This is a genomic window from Actinomadura sp. NEAU-AAG7, from assembly GCF_018603865.1.
In the GTDB taxonomy this organism is placed as follows: Bacteria; Actinomycetota; Actinomycetes; order Streptosporangiales; family Streptosporangiaceae; genus Spirillospora; species Spirillospora litoris.
On sequence record NZ_JAHFZY010000010.1, the window covers coordinates 123857 to 137279 of the forward strand.

Consider the following 13423-nt stretch of genomic DNA (forward strand, 5'->3'; position numbering starts at 1 on the left):
ACTGACGGCGCTGCCATCTATCCGACCAACACCCGGTAACGCTCGTACGGCGCGATCATCGCCATAGCGATGGGGTTCTGACGGACGCGCACCGGGCCCCACTCGCCGAAGCCTGCCACCCCGAACGGCGCGTCCCGCAACTTGTAGATTTCGGCAGCGACGATTAGGGCCGCTTCGGCGATGGGCGCCGGGACGGCCGCCCACCCCCACCGCGCGGTCACACGCACCCGGGGGCGAGCACCCGACCGGTACACGCGTCGACCGCAGGTGAACCCCCAGGCGCCCACGGCGTAGAGCTGGTCATAGGGCCACCCGGGCGCCCCGGAGACGACACCGCCCGCCGGGGCTAGGTCGTAGTCCTCCGCCGCCCACGTCTCATAGGTGCCGGTACCGGTCCGGTCGACCTCGACGACCAGCCCGACCGCAGTCGAGAAGTCGTCGAGATCGACGCGGCGCGGGGCGTCCGGACGGTACACGCGCGCGGACACCGCGACCGCCGAGTTGAAGACCCGACCAGTACAGGACTCGATACCTGCGGACGCGGCGGCAAGGGCCCCCGCAAGGCGGGCGTCGTCGCCGATGTCGTCAAGGGCGATGCCGAGTCGCGCTTTCAGCGCCGCCATGTCCGCGTACGGGTCACCCAGAGCCATGCCCTATCCGCCGTTCTTGGGCGGTCGACCCCGCCGGGGCCTGGTCACGTCCCGGCGCTCTCCGGGCGCCGCCGTCGCTGCCTCGACGTCGCCCGCCGCCCCCCGGGTCACATACTCCGACGCGTCCTCGAAAAACTGTTCGTGCCCCTGGTAAACGGGGTCGGAGTCGTCGACCAAGTCACCGCCGGCGATGACACGCGGGACGCCGTCCGTCCAAACCGAGAAGGCGGACCGGCATCGTTTGACACTCATTTGGCATCCCTCCGATTCGGGCGCCGGTGCACTCCGCCGCCCGAATGACCGGCCGACATTAGGTGGCGTTCAGCATGCGCAGACCACCGGCGTTAACGACGCCCGCGCCTACGCGGTAGTAGCTGTACCAGCCACGCTGACCGGTCGGGCGCCTGTTCGACCCGACCAGATGGGGGATAAATTCGACCTGCATGCCGACCCGGTCGGCGATGACGTAGTTATTGAAATCGCCATAGATGAGGACGGGATTGTCCTCGGTCGCCGTGACCGAACCGTCCATGTCCTCTGCCTCTAGCGCAGGACGGCCCAGGAGTTGCGGCGGCACATCCGCACCGATCCGTTCCCACATCTGCGCGCCGCCGTTGACGTCAAATTGCCTGATCAGGTTGTAAATCGCCCGATTGGCTAGCCATGACGCGCCCGCGCGGTATCGGGCCGGTAGGGCGGCGTCGAGGCGGTAAACGTCGGCCGCCGCGAATACGTCCGTGGTCGCCGACGTGACGACGCTCGACGTTCCGGTAAGGGCGGTCACAATGCCGGTCGGTTGACCCGTACCGGAACCGGCGGTGAAAGCCTTTGCCTCTAGGACGTCGCGCCCGAATGCGAGCAGGCGCGCAACCTCGGCCGTCACATTCGCCTCATCCTCCAGCGCTTCAATGCTGATGGGGATGAAACCGGCCGCCTTATGCACGGGGATAGATGGCTGTGCGAAAGTGGTGGAATCGTCGGAAACCTCAGCCGCTTCGGCGTCCCAACTCCAGGAAACGGCGCCGGACGAAACACCATTCCAGACGTCGCCGGTTGCGATCACCTGTCGCGCAATCTGGCGAATCTGGTTACGGGAACCGTCCGCAGTGATAATCACGGTCGGGTCCAATTGGAACGGCACCAGATATCCGCCCTGCGCGTCCGTCAGGCTCATTGCGCGCTCTAGTGCGCGCTGTTCCTCGGGGGAGATCATGTGCCCTCGGCCGGACGCGCACTTGGACCAGGCGCGCAGGTATTCCGGTGAGGACGTGGCGAGGCAAAGGCGCGCAATGCGGGAGTCGCCATCGTCCCAAGCCTCGACGATTCTTGTACCGGCTTCGCGGACGCTATCGGACGCGGCGCCCATCTTCTCAATAGCGGAGATGGCGCGTGCACGAAACTCCCGCGCAACCTCACCCTTGGTGCGATCGAACGTCCGCACCTCTGCCAGATCCCAAGGGTTGCGGAAACGGCAGTCCTCTACGGAATCCGGATTCAAAATCGGGTCGAGGTCGTAGCCGTCATGCGGGTTGACTGACGTCCCGCGCTCGACCGTGCCGTGGGGTGAGTCGAGGGCGGCGCGCACACGCGCAATGTCAGACGCGCGCTCCAGATTCTTCCGGTGCCCGTCGAGTTCCTCGAACTCTTGGACGAGTTCCGTCCAATGGGTTTCGTCCTCGCCGGTCAGCGCTTCCTTGCCTCCGATGCGCTCGATCTCGTCCTGAATATCGCGCATGCGGTTAAACGCCTGCTTGTGGCTGTACTCGGTGGCCTTGCGGCCGTCATTCGCGCTCGTCATAGCGCGCACTCCCTTTGACAATGAGACTCAAGTACTCGGCACGCATCTGCGCATCGCGGCGAATGCGTGCGGGGTCGAGTCGTGATGCGGACATTGCCGGCGGGTGCCCCTGGTCGGGCGGCGCGTCGGAATCGGTGGACGGGTGCCCGGGGGCGGGCGGCGCGTCGGGATGAGTAGGGGATGACGGGTGCTGTGTGGTGGGCGGCGCGTCATCATCGGGGGTGGGGGTCGGGTCGAGCTGGTCACCGCGCGCGGGGACGTCGAGCAGGACGGCCGTAGCCACCTCACGACGAAAAGCCGCATCGTCGAGGGCGGCAAGCGTGGCGTTGCTCTGCGCGAGACTTTCGCGGACTCGCCGACGAAGCGTTCCGCTTCCGGTGATCTGCGCTGCCATATCCCGGGCGCGTACGCCGACGGTGGTCGCCTCATACGCTGGCCATACAACCGGGCCTAGCTCGTGCACCCGCAGCTCGACGAGCGTCCTTTCCAGCGGCCCGCGCTCGCCCGGCGACCACAGAAGCGCGTCTAGTTCATCGGGCTTGACGCGCTTGCCGTCTACGTCGGTCCATTCCTCGCGGATGACAGAGAAACGGAAGGACATGCCGTCAATGGCGCGGTCCCGGATGGCGTCGCGCACGGGTTCGATCAGCCAGTTATCGGAGAGCCGCGCGGATGTCCATAGCCCATCGTCGTCCTCGCGTAGCGTCTCAATAGTCCCGATCGGGATGCTTCCGATCAACGGATGGTTGCCGTGGTCGAACTGCATACGCGGGGTGCGTTCCCGGATCGACTTCCGGAAGGCGCCGCGCCGAATACGTTCATTAAAAGTCCCCTCCCACGAGTCAATCAGGGTAGGGGTGTCCCAGACGGCCGCGTACCCCTCCAGCGTCAGTCCGTCGCCGGCGTCATCGGAGCCGGTGTCGACGGCGCGAAAATCGACCGTGCGGACGAGATTGTCTCTGGGCGCCATCTATTCCCCCGATTCTGTGTCGTCGGCCGGTGCGTCGGCCGGTGCGTCGTCGGGTGCGTCGTCGGGCGGCGCCTGGTCGTCCTCTGTCGCGGTCACCGGGGGTTGTAGCTGGACGCTGAAAAGGCCGCTGTGGGCGCCGGACAGTAGCGATAGGTCTTCTGATTCCGTGGCGCGTATCGCGGCGTCCGCGTCAAACCCGGCGTCTATGTAGGTCCGGATCGTCTGCGCCTTGACGGCGGCGATGTCCGCCGCGTCCCGCCGGTCCTCCCGCAGAAACGGGACGTCCCGCGCGTCGTAGAAGAGTCGGGCACCGGGCGGCACGGGCAAAAGCGGGGCGAGACTCCCCGCAGCGTTCCCCCACAGGGGATGGCATGTGCCGTCCGCAAAACGCCGCCGCGCTTGCGCATAATTGCTGTAGGTGGCGGCTTGTAGACCTTCGGAAAGCCCAACAATAATGGGCGGCACACCGGCCGCGGCCGCAATTCTTGTTTCGCCGTGCCCTTGCACCGCCGTGAAACTCATTTGCTCGAATGAGTTCCCTACGACTTCAACGTCGGCACCGCCACCTAGATACAAGGTTTTGTAGGCGTTATTGACTCCGCGGTGCGCCTCTTCTGTCGCCTCAATAAAGTCGCGGAACTGCTCTTTCGTGACCGTCTCCTTGAATGAGACGATCATGTTCGGGGTGGCGCCGTTCTCAAAGAACTTGCTTTTGTGGCGCCCCATCGCCTCGTCGTTCGCGACGTCACGAATAACGGGTGTGAGCCATGACATGCCGCGATAGGTGGCGAGCGGGTCAGGGAGCGGCGCGAAATGCGCTACCTCGCCGACCCTGAACAAAGCCGGGTTCGCCCCCGAGCCGGGACCGTGCTCGGTGTAGGTGTAGCCCACCCTGCGGTACCCGACTTGCCCACCGTAAATACGACGAGGCTCCAAAACGATTCCGACCCAATCGGGTCGCAAGCGGATCAACTCGCCGTCGCTCACGGTCCAATATGAGTTCCCGCAAAGATCGGCATCCTGGATCATGCGCGCAAGCAAGTCCTGCGTTGTGCCACCGGGCCATGGAACCTCTAGAAGTCGAAGCGTGGCGTCCCCGAACAGTTCGGACGGTCGACCCTGCGAAAAACGTTGGTATTGGAAGCGCGCCGCCGCGAAAACGAGCATGCGGGTAGCCATGCACGCGAAAACGGCTGAGTTGGCCCCGAACGCGTGCGTGGCGTAGCCGGTAAGCGAGTGCGCTATGCGTTCCGTCTGGCCGGTGAGTGTCTGCTGAGGGACGCCCACGGGGTAGGTGTTGCCGTTGAACGTGAACGCCTCTAGCGCGGCGGCGTAGTCGTCGAGGGTGCTAATCGACCTCGCCGGACGGCGGTCGAGGGCACGGCGCAACAGGTTCACCTAGTCGTCGCCCCCCACGTCCCCAAGTAGCAGGAAGGACACGGCAACCAGGGCGCCGGCGAACATGAGAGCGGGCGCAGCACCCCACTGGAGAGCCACCCCGACGACGACCAGGAGGACACCGGCGGCGTAGCCCGCTACCGCGCTGGCCGGCCCGCGCGCCGGACGCACCTAGACGAACACCGCCCACGGCGCCGCGCCGCCCTGGTCGGCTAGCCCGTGCTCAATCGCGTGAGACCCGGCGGCGTGAGCGAGGACGGCGGCAACCGCAGCATCAATCCACATGGATGGCCCCCGCTTGGCGAGTTTTAGATAGTGCGTGGCTAGGGTCTCGTCCTCACCCGGGCGCGACTTCCGCCGCCCGCCCTTGACGAGAACGGCGTTACGGATATGGCGACCTAGGGTCGGGTCGTCATCGTGGGTGACGTCCCCATTGGCTAGCGCGGTCGAGAACCGTTCAAGAGCCGCGTCCATGCGGATTTCCTGGTTCGTTGGGAATTCGAGTACCCGCCCGGGGAATTCCGCCGCCCACAGATCTAGATAGTCCTGCCATCGGAAAGGGTCGGCCAGCATGACGGCGACGCGGTAGGCGGCGAACACGTCCCGCACGACCGCGTCAACCTCTGCCGTGGGTATCCGCCATTCGTCGCCCGCGTCGGCCGGACGTTCCCACGTACGGATCATGTAGAGGCGCCGGTCCGACAGGCGGGACGCGACCAACGATGTGGCGTCGCGCTTCTTACTGCCGTCGAACCCCAAAGCGATCGGCGTTCCCGGTTCTAGGGTTTCGTCGGGCCGCGCCGCCGCCGCCCACCGCTCCGGACTGACGAACGTTGATTGTCCGACGACGATCTCGTTTAGGAAGAACCGTCGCCGGTCGGACTCTAGGTGAATCGTCGACCGGACCTCGTGCATGATCCTTCCCCGCACGTTGACCCACCCGCCGCGTTCGCGGGCACTGTCGCCGTACTGCCGCAACAGTTCCCGATAAACCGCTTCGTCGTCGTCGAGCGACTCGACACGATGCGGCTCAACTGTGTCGACCAGCACACGCGGATTTCCGGATTCCGCCGTGACCTGTGCCTCCGACCCCTCAATGGGGTCCCATGCGTTCGTCAGTTCCAACCATCGGCCATCCATCCCGGCGATGTTTCTTTTTACGGCGCCGGCGACTCTGCGGAATCCTCCTTGGAGCGTAAACAGATGGCTTTCCGTGATGGTGGCCATAGTCATGGGGGCGCCCAACCGTGCCCGCGCGCTACACGACACCGGCTCGATTTTTCCGCCGCCCGGAAGAACACACCGGGTCTCGCCGACGTCCAACCCCGTCATGTCGGCTAGGGGGCCATTACGCGCCATGGCGACCAGAGGACGCCACGTGTTATCGGTCTGTTCCTCGCTCGTCCCCAGGCAGGCGATTAGGGGCGTGGGGTAGGGCGCCCCAACCGGCTCGCCCACAGCGTCCCACCCCGCGAACCGCGTAGGTCCCAACCCTTCCGCCCACAAAATCGACGCGCCGAAAGGGTCCTTGCCCCATTTCTGCGCCCGACGAAGCTGCCCACCATAGAACGCCATGGCGTCGACTGCGGGCCACGGTTCGGCATGCGGAGTGACCCGGTAGTAGTGGAGGAGGAACCGCCACATCTCATCCGTGAGAATGAAAGGACGCCCGCGTAGGTAGCCGTCCGGCACAACGCAATGCGCCTCAATCCATTCCCCCACCGCATACCCCAGAGTGGGGAACTCGCCAGGCTCTTGAGGGCCGCGCCATGGCATGCACGGTCACCCCCTTGACGGCCGCCGCCTGGTCGACGTCGAGGGCGGGTCTTTCTCCGCCGCTAGACCGCCTTGATTCGCTTGCGGATGTCCGACACGGATTCGGCCGGTGCGGCGTCGTCGGCAGGCAGCGCCACCTCCCACAAGAGCAAGCGCATGCCCTTCGGCGTGAGCCCTAGCCGGTCTTCCATCGCCAGGGTTTGCGCCAGTAGGGCCGGTGACGCGTCGGACGCTTCCGCCCTCACCATGTGGCGGCAATAGCGCGCGATTCCGCGAGTCCAGCCGAACCGCTCCCACGCAACCGCTTGCGGCAACGCCCAGAGTGCGCGCCATGCCGCCGCCTCACGGCGGGTGGGTTTGCCGTCGAGCGGCCACGGCGGCGGGTCGCCGACGCGTCCCTCTGCTGGGAGCGTGACCGGCCCGCGCCCCTGGGTCTTCCCGCGCGCCGGGTTCCACTTCGGGGGTGTCGGCATCGTGATCACTCTCCGGTGTTGACATGCCGGGGCGGCATGGGGGCGTCGAGCTGGTCAACGCGCACGGGGCTAGGGGGTGGCGCACTGCCCCCGGGTCTCGGTGAATGCAGCCACAGACCCCATGATCCACTTTTGATCGTTCTGCATCAATCCGGCCATGCGCACGCCAAGCTGGGGCGGCGTGCTATAGCGTCGGGCACATGAGTGATGCGTCGGCAGAGACACCACGCACCTGGGAGAGCGAAGAACTTCAAGACGACAATATTCAAATAATTTCGGGCAGGCGCGAAGTTCTGGTGCGCTTTAAAGGATTGCTTCTCAGTAGGGAGCAATTGCTCAAAGTCATCGAGGTTTTAAATCAGGATATCGAAACCCATGCCTTGCGGAAGATTGAGAAGTCCCTACCTCAACCAAAGCCACGGTATTTGAATACCGGCGCCATACTACTGCTGATATTCATACTTCCGCCAGTAGTCGGCGCTCTTGTCGCTGTCTTCCGAATCAGTTTGCCGCTTGCGGCTACTATGGCATGCGGGATCGGACCGGCCTATTACTTGCTTTTGGGTAAAGTCCGCCGGCGCTTGCGTGAATCAAGGGCAAAGCGTATTTCCGCCATGCTTTCGGATCTAGGTGTTCAAGACGTTGAAAGATTGACGCGGACGATACAGATCTATCTTGACGGCAATGGCGTACCTATTTATAGCCCCGAGAGGTTGAAGGGAGAGCCGGAACGGTTGTATGTTCCTGAAGGTTTCGGAAAAGGTGATTCCCAAATACCTTGGGATCCGGGCCAGTATGACATTCAGGACAGAAAGTCTCTCGCCGCTATCAATGATCGCATTCACGAGATCTACAATAGACTAGGCCCGCCGCCGGGCTGGAGCCCCGATGACTGACGGAACCCTACCTCCCAACCAGGGTTATGCGGAGTGGCGAAAATTGCCACCCGCGAAGCAAGCCCAAGCATGGGAGAAGATTCGACCCGGTACCTTCGAAGAGATATGGAAAGAAGCTCTAGAAGAGGGTCAGCACCGGCGCAAAATAGAAGCAGAGGCCGAGAAACACCGGATGTCGCAAGAGCGCACGGAGTCCCAACACACGCGCCGTACGGCCTGGTTCACTCACGGGGCGCAGGCGGTCCGGATTGTCTTCGCCTTCTGCTCGTTGATTATTACCGCTTATGCCGCACAAAAGTTCGTGAAGGCCGACGCGTCCCAGGGTGTCATGGTGTTTGCGATCGGCGGAGGAACCACAGTCGCCCTGTTTCTTGGTCTCCGTCCTGCGACCTTACCTTTCCTCGGCAAGGGCGGGACCAAGTCAAGCGCTGACAGCAAGTCACCGGGTTCTGAGTAGCGCGGGCACCCACGCTCGCCGGGGGCCGAGGTCCCGTCGACCAGGCGCCCCGCGCTCAAGAGGGGGCGCCTGGTCGACTCCCCAGGAAGCCAACAGAAGAAACCGATCATGGACCTAGACGACGAGCGATTCCGCCGCTACGTGATGCATGGCTGGGCTTTCCGTGGCCACACCCCCGAGGAAGAGGCCGGGATACGCGCCTACCTCGCGAGCGGCGACCGCTCCACGCTCCCCGAGTCGTATCGGCGACTGGCCGAACGGCTGTCGGGACCCTCGACGACGCCATAACGATTACCGCTCTGACCTGCGGTGACGCTCCGTATTAGTGCACCGAGGCCCGTCTCGGCACCCCGACCGGCCACCGGCAACGCTCTGACCTGCGCAGACGCGCCATGCGCCCGCGTTGCGAGAAAGGTTGGCGCGGGGTCATCTGGCCGGTGCGTGTCCTCGACGGCACCCCGCCCCCCGGGGTGCCCCGGCGGGGTGCCCGCCTACCCGCCTGGTCAGGTGCCGCGTCGGCTGTTGCAGAGGCGGCATTCGGGCCGGTAGTTGGCGGGGGTGTTGGGTCCGCCGTGGGCGCGGGCGAGCACGTGTCCGGCCGTGATCGGGTTGTCCGGGGTTCCGCGCGCACCGCAGTGCACGCATGCGGCATCACGGCGCTTGTACTCGCGCGACATCGCGGCGTGTCGACCTGACAGGCCACGTTGCCGGGTGGTGCCGCGTCGGGCGTAGCGGGGTGCGTCGGCTCTGCGTCGGCATGGGTCGCAGCGTGCGGTGCGTGTGGTCGGTGTTCCGCAGTCGAGGCAGGGACGCGGCGCCATGGGTACCTCGCTGGCATCGGTGGGTGTGCGTGCCTGTGCTGGTCTGTGGGCGCCGTTGTGGGCGAGTTCGGGGAATGGTTCGGGTGCGGTGTGTTCGGGCTGTGTGTGGGTTTGTGTGCGGTGGTGGATTGTTCCGGGCGGGGGTGCCGGATGGCGGCGCCCCCAACCCGTAGGGCGCCGTTGTGCGGTTCCGCCCGGAACGCGACCGGCCCACCGTGGACGAGGTCTGACGCGGTGGGCCGGACGTTTTTGGGCATGGGGTGTCAGGTCCAAGGTTACGCATTAAGAAGGGTTATGCAAGTGGGGAACCCGACATCTGTGATCTTACTTTTACGACAAGAGCATGGGCGGTCAGGAGATCCCGCGCCGCATACAGGTTGGGCGGGCGGCCGGTGGCGTACCCGGGGCGCACCCGTCCCCGTGTCGGGATCTGAAAGAGCCTGATCATGTGGCGCAGCTCGTCCACGGTCATAGGCGGGTCGAGAAGGGCGGCGGCATCCGTGAGAGTCCATAGGTCGGTCATTGGTAGGTGACTTCCCGCCCGTCCGCGAACGCAAGGTAGGCGTCGCCGGACAGAAGCCCGTGCGCCATCCGCGCGACCGGTCGCCGACCGCGCGCGTCCGCGCATTCGGGGTTGATGCATCGCACTTCACCGGCCCGCCTGGACATCCGCAGCGCGTAGGTGTCGCAGTACGGGCACGGGGGCGGGTAGTGCCCGGGTTGGCGGGGTAGCGGTACCCACCGGTCCGCCTGGTCTATGTCGCCGATTTGGCGCGCGGCCGTGACCCATCGGCGCACCATGGCGGCGGCGTCCTCGACCTGTGCCGCCGGTAGCGCGTAGGAGAGCCGGCCAATTTCGCGTATGGCTAGGCGGGTGTTGCCGTCCGACCCGCCCCGGTTTCTCGTGGTGCCGTTTATCTGATAGCGGATCAGGTTTTCCAGGTCCCGCGCCCCTACATGAATGTCCATGAGGACGGCGGCGGCTTCGGCGTGCCATGGAATGGGCGGACCAAATAGGTGGCCGCGGTGGCATTTATTTGTGTCCGCGGTGGCGGTTTGTTTCGGCATTAGTTCTTCTATTTGGTCGATTAGTCCGCCGGGGCGTATGAGTTCTTCTATGTCCCATTGGAGGCGTTCGCGCTGGTGAGGGTCGGCGTGTGTGGGCATGCGGGTTCTCTCCTCCTGGGTGTGTGTTCCCCGTACCCGTTGTGTGGTGTGGGGTACGGGGTGGTGTGGCGACCGGGGGCGGCGTTCCCCCTATATAGGGGGGGAACGCCCCGCCGCCCGTGCGGCGGGGAACAACGGGGAACACGGGGAACAGGGGGTGTTCCCCGTTAGAAGGGGGAACGCAGGGGAACACGGGGAACGGGTCTACTCGGATCTACTGCGCAGCACGTCTGGCGCGAAAGGAAAATGCCTGTGGGCCCCCGAGCTTTCGTCGCGTTCCACCCGGATGGTTCGCGCCTCGACGAGCCGCACGCGCGCCGTGTCGATATGGGATCGTTTCCCTGTGACGGACTCGTGGATATCCCGCACAGTGCAGCCCGGGTTCGCCTCGATAAAGTCGCGCACTTGCCGTTCTATGCGGGCTTTGCGTTCCCAGGTCCGATCCCCGCCGCCTAGGGTGAGTCGTCGCGTGTCGGTGTCAAAGGCTAGTTTTTCTTCGTCTATTTCGACGTCGCGTCCGGTGGCGCGCAGGTAGCGGGCGCCGTGGTCGTCGCGGGTGAGGATCCAGCGGACGTCCGCCCAGTCGTCTAGTCGGGTGGCGCCGCGCGCCCGTTCGCGTCCTTCGTCGACTTCGGCGCGGCCGGTGTGGGTGGCCACTATGAGGTTCTGGCACCCGGCTTGTTTTTTGATGTCGTCGAGGACATCGAGCACAACACCTACGTCACTATTGCTGTTCTCGTCCCCGGAACCGGAGAACGCGCGGGCGAACGGGTCAACGATCCACGTTTGGGCGCGCATGTCTTGGAGGGTCGACCAGATCCATTCTTGGGTGATGGGGGCTAGCAGGGGTAGGCGTGTGCCGCGTAGGTGGACAAGGGTGATGCGGTCGGGTGCTGAACATTTGAGGTCGCGCCACCATCGCCGGTATTGGGTGGTGGCCATTTCAAAGTTGAAGATGACGACGCGTCCGGGGTGGTCGTTGATGTCGAATCGGTCAAGGAAGGGTGATTGTTCGGCTAGGGCGCAAGCGGTGGCGTTGACGAGTGTGGTTTTCCCGGTTTTGTACTGCGCGGTGAGCAACACGTTTGATCCGGCGGGCATGATCCGATCTATCAAAAAAGGTGTTTCTTCATCTGGTTGGGCTAGGTCGTCGGCGAGTGTGGGGAGGTGTGCGGGCCATGGGAAGTTGGCGGCGGCTTCCTGGGCGTCGAGGGTTCGGCGGGCGTCGCGTCGGATTCTGAGTTGCCGGATCTCGTGGGCTAGTGCGATGGCGTCGAGGTCGACGTGCGGCGGCTGGTCGTCGAGGGCGGGCGTCGTCGAGGCGGCGTCCTGGTCGTCGGCGACCGGGCGCGCGGCGGGCAGCTCGGCGACGGGGGGTGCGTCCTCGACGACTAGTGGGTCGTCGGATGGGGGCGGGGTGTCCTCGGCGGCCGCCGCCTGGTCGTCCTCGCCGACCGTCGGGTCGTCGGGGGCGGGCGGGTCGTCGAGGGCGATTTGCACGGGGAGCGCTTGGCGGGGTTTGGCGGCGCCGCCGGCGAACCCGCTAGCTATGGTCCGTTCCGCTTCGTGGGTGGTGAGTCCGGCGGCGCGGGCCGCGTCGAGTAGGGCGCCCCGCGCGGTCGCCTCATTGATGAGTCCGTGCGAGACGAGTTGCCCGATAGCGAACGCGCTGTCATTCAGTTGGCTATTTCGCGCCCCTTCCGGGGTGAGTCGTACGGCGTCCGTCTCGCCGGTGAGTGCAGACAGCGCGTAGGCGCCTATTTCCGCTACGGGTGCGCGTGGCGGTCCGGCTATGGCGGTGTGGGCGCCGGTCGGGGCGCCGGTCGGGGTGGTAAGCCACGTGTGCGCCCTCGACCAGGAGACGGCGCCGCCGCCCTCACCCCACCGCGTGACCCATGAGTAACGGGCGCCGGTGATGTGTTGTGAGGGGACTGCGACGACGTAGCCGCCCACGCCTCGACAGTCGACGCCGGGCGGAATCCCGCCCCGCCCGCCGGTGAAGTTCCGGGCGATGGGTGGGCGTACGTAGTGTTGGCGTCCGCCGTCCGCGCGGCCGGTCCGGACGATGGCGAGCGCCTCGACGTCCCCGCCTAGCGCGTCGCACATGGCTTTGTAGGCGGCTATGCCGAGCGGGCCGTCGAGGTCAAGCACGTCAAAGACGATGCCGGTTCGTAGTCCGATGTTGGCGTGTGGGTGTTTGCGCCACCATTCGGCGATCACCGCCGGGTCGGTGCTGGCGTCATCCAACCCATGCGGGGTGAGATGCCCTAGCGGGTGTTTCGCCGGGGAGGAACAGTCCCGGGCGCCGCATGAGCACCGGTATCCGGTGGCGACGGGTATGGGCCAGTGGAGGGGTAGCACGGGCACGCCTTGTGTGGCGTACCAGCGTGCGGCGGCGCTCATGTCTGGAAATGCGGTCACGTCCGCCCCTTTTTTGCGTGTCGTGGGTGGCTAGAACAGGACGGCGCCCACGACCACGCCCGCGATGAACGCGACCAGGACGGTTTTCGCGAGTGTGCGCCACACTTGCGGCGCCCACGTCCACGCGTATTCGCGCGTGTACCTCAGTTGCCCTTTCATGGCGTGTTCCTCTCGGGGTTGAGTTCTATGAGGAGGGCAGCGACGGCGACCAGGACGACGACCAGGGCGGCGCACAGCGCCGCCCGGGTGGGGTCGGTGGGCGCCTGGTCGAGGGCGCCGTAGGCGTACTGACCTGCGGTGATTGTGGTCATCGCGGCGGCCGGGGTGGTCGAGGGCCGGCGTCGTTCTGGTCGTCGTCCTGGTCGAGGCCGCCGGTTGCGTCGAATGCCGCCGGTTCCGTGTCCGGGGCGGGTGCGGGCCGGTGCTGGCAGTCGCACCATGTCCCCCCACGGCACGCGCCGTGGTTCCGGGTGCGGCATTCGACGCATATCAACGGGTCGCCTTTCTAGTCGGGGGTGTTGCGGCGGGCTAGCAGGATCCGGAGCGCGTGCGCCGCCTGTTGGGGGACGACGCCGTTTCCGATCGCTCGGATTTGT

Annotated in this window: 14 protein-coding genes; 3 read left to right on the top strand and 11 right to left on the bottom strand. The window is 65.6% G+C overall.

Annotation, left to right across the window (positions count from 1 at the left end; all coding sequences use genetic code 11):
* Positions 1-17: 17 nt before the first annotated feature.
* The 6 genes from KLI87_RS35730 to KLI87_RS35755 form a co-directional block, all read right to left on the bottom strand.
* Complete coding sequence (locus tag KLI87_RS35730) at positions 18-650, bottom strand: hypothetical protein (RefSeq protein ID WP_214620559.1); 633 nt, start codon at positions 648-650, stop codon at positions 18-20.
* 310 nt (positions 651-960) lie between these two features.
* On the bottom strand, positions 961-2448 hold the full coding sequence (locus KLI87_RS35735; protein ID WP_214620560.1) for a phage major capsid protein: 1488 nt from the start codon (positions 2446-2448) through the stop codon (positions 961-963).
* The gene (locus KLI87_RS35740; protein ID WP_214620561.1) at positions 2432-3418 is read right to left on the bottom strand and encodes an HK97 family phage prohead protease; all 987 of its coding nucleotides are present in this window, start codon (positions 3416-3418) and stop codon (positions 2432-2434) included. The genes KLI87_RS35735 and KLI87_RS35740 overlap by 17 nt, the downstream gene beginning before the upstream one ends.
* Positions 3419-4816, bottom strand: a complete 1398-nt coding sequence (locus tag KLI87_RS35745) for a phage portal protein (protein ID WP_214620562.1) — start codon at positions 4814-4816, stop codon at positions 3419-3421. It abuts the gene before it with no gap.
* A gap of 171 nt (positions 4817-4987) precedes the next feature.
* Entirely contained in the window at positions 4988-6043 is a 1056-nt protein-coding gene (locus KLI87_RS35750) for a hypothetical protein (RefSeq protein WP_214620563.1), read from the bottom strand.
* 611 nt (positions 6044-6654) lie between these two features.
* Positions 6655-7065 carry a hypothetical protein gene (locus tag KLI87_RS35755; RefSeq protein WP_214620564.1) on the bottom strand — a complete coding sequence of 137 codons (411 nt, stop codon included), beginning with the start codon at positions 7063-7065 and terminating at the stop codon, positions 6655-6657.
* A gap of 200 nt (positions 7066-7265) precedes the next feature.
* Between KLI87_RS35755 and KLI87_RS35760 the strand changes: the two genes are divergently transcribed.
* From KLI87_RS35760 to KLI87_RS35770, 3 genes are all read left to right on the top strand, one after another.
* A complete protein-coding gene (locus KLI87_RS35760; protein ID WP_214620565.1) occupies positions 7266-7961 on the top strand; it encodes a hypothetical protein in 696 nt (231 codons plus the stop codon).
* A complete protein-coding gene (locus tag KLI87_RS35765) occupies positions 7954-8418 on the top strand; it encodes a hypothetical protein (protein WP_214620566.1) in 465 nt (154 codons plus the stop codon). The genes KLI87_RS35760 and KLI87_RS35765 overlap by 8 nt, the downstream gene beginning before the upstream one ends.
* A gap of 108 nt (positions 8419-8526) precedes the next feature.
* Positions 8527-8706 carry a hypothetical protein gene (locus KLI87_RS35770; protein WP_214620567.1) on the top strand — a complete coding sequence of 60 codons (180 nt, stop codon included), beginning with the start codon at positions 8527-8529 and terminating at the stop codon, positions 8704-8706.
* Between the two features lie 215 nt (positions 8707-8921).
* Here KLI87_RS35770 and KLI87_RS41970 read toward each other — a convergent pair whose 3' ends face one another.
* From KLI87_RS41970 to KLI87_RS35790, 5 genes are all read right to left on the bottom strand, one after another.
* Positions 8922-9239, bottom strand: a complete 318-nt coding sequence (locus tag KLI87_RS41970; RefSeq protein ID WP_374225497.1) for an HNH endonuclease — start codon at positions 9237-9239, stop codon at positions 8922-8924.
* Positions 9240-9758: 519 nt separating this feature from the next.
* Positions 9759-10406 carry a hypothetical protein gene (locus KLI87_RS35780; RefSeq protein ID WP_214620569.1) on the bottom strand — a complete coding sequence of 216 codons (648 nt, stop codon included), beginning with the start codon at positions 10404-10406 and terminating at the stop codon, positions 9759-9761.
* Positions 10407-10610: 204 nt separating this feature from the next.
* Entirely contained in the window at positions 10611-12809 is a 2199-nt protein-coding gene (locus KLI87_RS35785; RefSeq protein ID WP_250904616.1) for a bifunctional DNA primase/polymerase, read from the bottom strand.
* A 48-nt stretch (positions 12810-12857) separates the two neighbouring features.
* Positions 12858-12986, bottom strand: coding sequence for a hypothetical protein (locus KLI87_RS41315; protein ID WP_284734281.1), 129 nt, complete (start codon positions 12984-12986; stop codon positions 12858-12860).
* Positions 12983-13138 (bottom strand): hypothetical protein, encoded by a 156-nt coding sequence (locus KLI87_RS35790; RefSeq protein ID WP_214620571.1) that lies wholly within the window; start codon positions 13136-13138, stop codon positions 12983-12985. Before KLI87_RS35790 ends, KLI87_RS41315 begins: the two co-directional genes overlap by 4 nt.
* Positions 13139-13423: the final 285 nt, after the last annotated feature.

Excerpts from the sequence above, each read along its gene's own strand:
- KLI87_RS41315 (WP_284734281.1), bottom strand. The coding sequence starts at position 12,986 with ATGAAAGGGCAACTGAGGTACACGCGCGAATACGCGTGGACGTGGGCG.
- KLI87_RS35765 (WP_214620566.1), top strand. The coding sequence starts at position 7,954 with ATGACTGACGGAACCCTACCTCCCAACCAGGGTTATGCGGAGTGGCGA.
- KLI87_RS35755 (WP_214620564.1), bottom strand. The coding sequence starts at position 7,065 with ATGCCGACACCCCCGAAGTGGAACCCGGCGCGCGGGAAGACCCAGGGG.
- KLI87_RS35735 (WP_214620560.1), bottom strand. The coding sequence starts at position 2,448 with ATGACGAGCGCGAATGACGGCCGCAAGGCCACCGAGTACAGCCACAAG.
- KLI87_RS35785 (WP_250904616.1), bottom strand. The coding sequence starts at position 12,809 with ATGAGCGCCGCCGCACGCTGGTACGCCACACAAGGCGTGCCCGTGCTA.
- KLI87_RS35780 (WP_214620569.1), bottom strand. The coding sequence starts at position 10,406 with ATGCCCACACACGCCGACCCTCACCAGCGCGAACGCCTCCAATGGGAC.
- KLI87_RS35770 (WP_214620567.1), top strand. The coding sequence starts at position 8,527 with ATGGACCTAGACGACGAGCGATTCCGCCGCTACGTGATGCATGGCTGG.
- KLI87_RS35730 (WP_214620559.1), bottom strand. The coding sequence starts at position 650 with ATGGCTCTGGGTGACCCGTACGCGGACATGGCGGCGCTGAAAGCGCGA.
- KLI87_RS35790 (WP_214620571.1), bottom strand. The coding sequence starts at position 13,138 with ATGACCACAATCACCGCAGGTCAGTACGCCTACGGCGCCCTCGACCAG.
- KLI87_RS35740 (WP_214620561.1), bottom strand. The coding sequence starts at position 3,418 with ATGGCGCCCAGAGACAATCTCGTCCGCACGGTCGATTTTCGCGCCGTC.
- KLI87_RS35750 (WP_214620563.1), bottom strand. The coding sequence starts at position 6,043 with ATGGCCACCATCACGGAAAGCCATCTGTTTACGCTCCAAGGAGGATTC.
- KLI87_RS41970 (WP_374225497.1), bottom strand. The coding sequence starts at position 9,239 with ATGGCGCCGCGTCCCTGCCTCGACTGCGGAACACCGACCACACGCACC.
- KLI87_RS35760 (WP_214620565.1), top strand. The coding sequence starts at position 7,266 with ATGAGTGATGCGTCGGCAGAGACACCACGCACCTGGGAGAGCGAAGAA.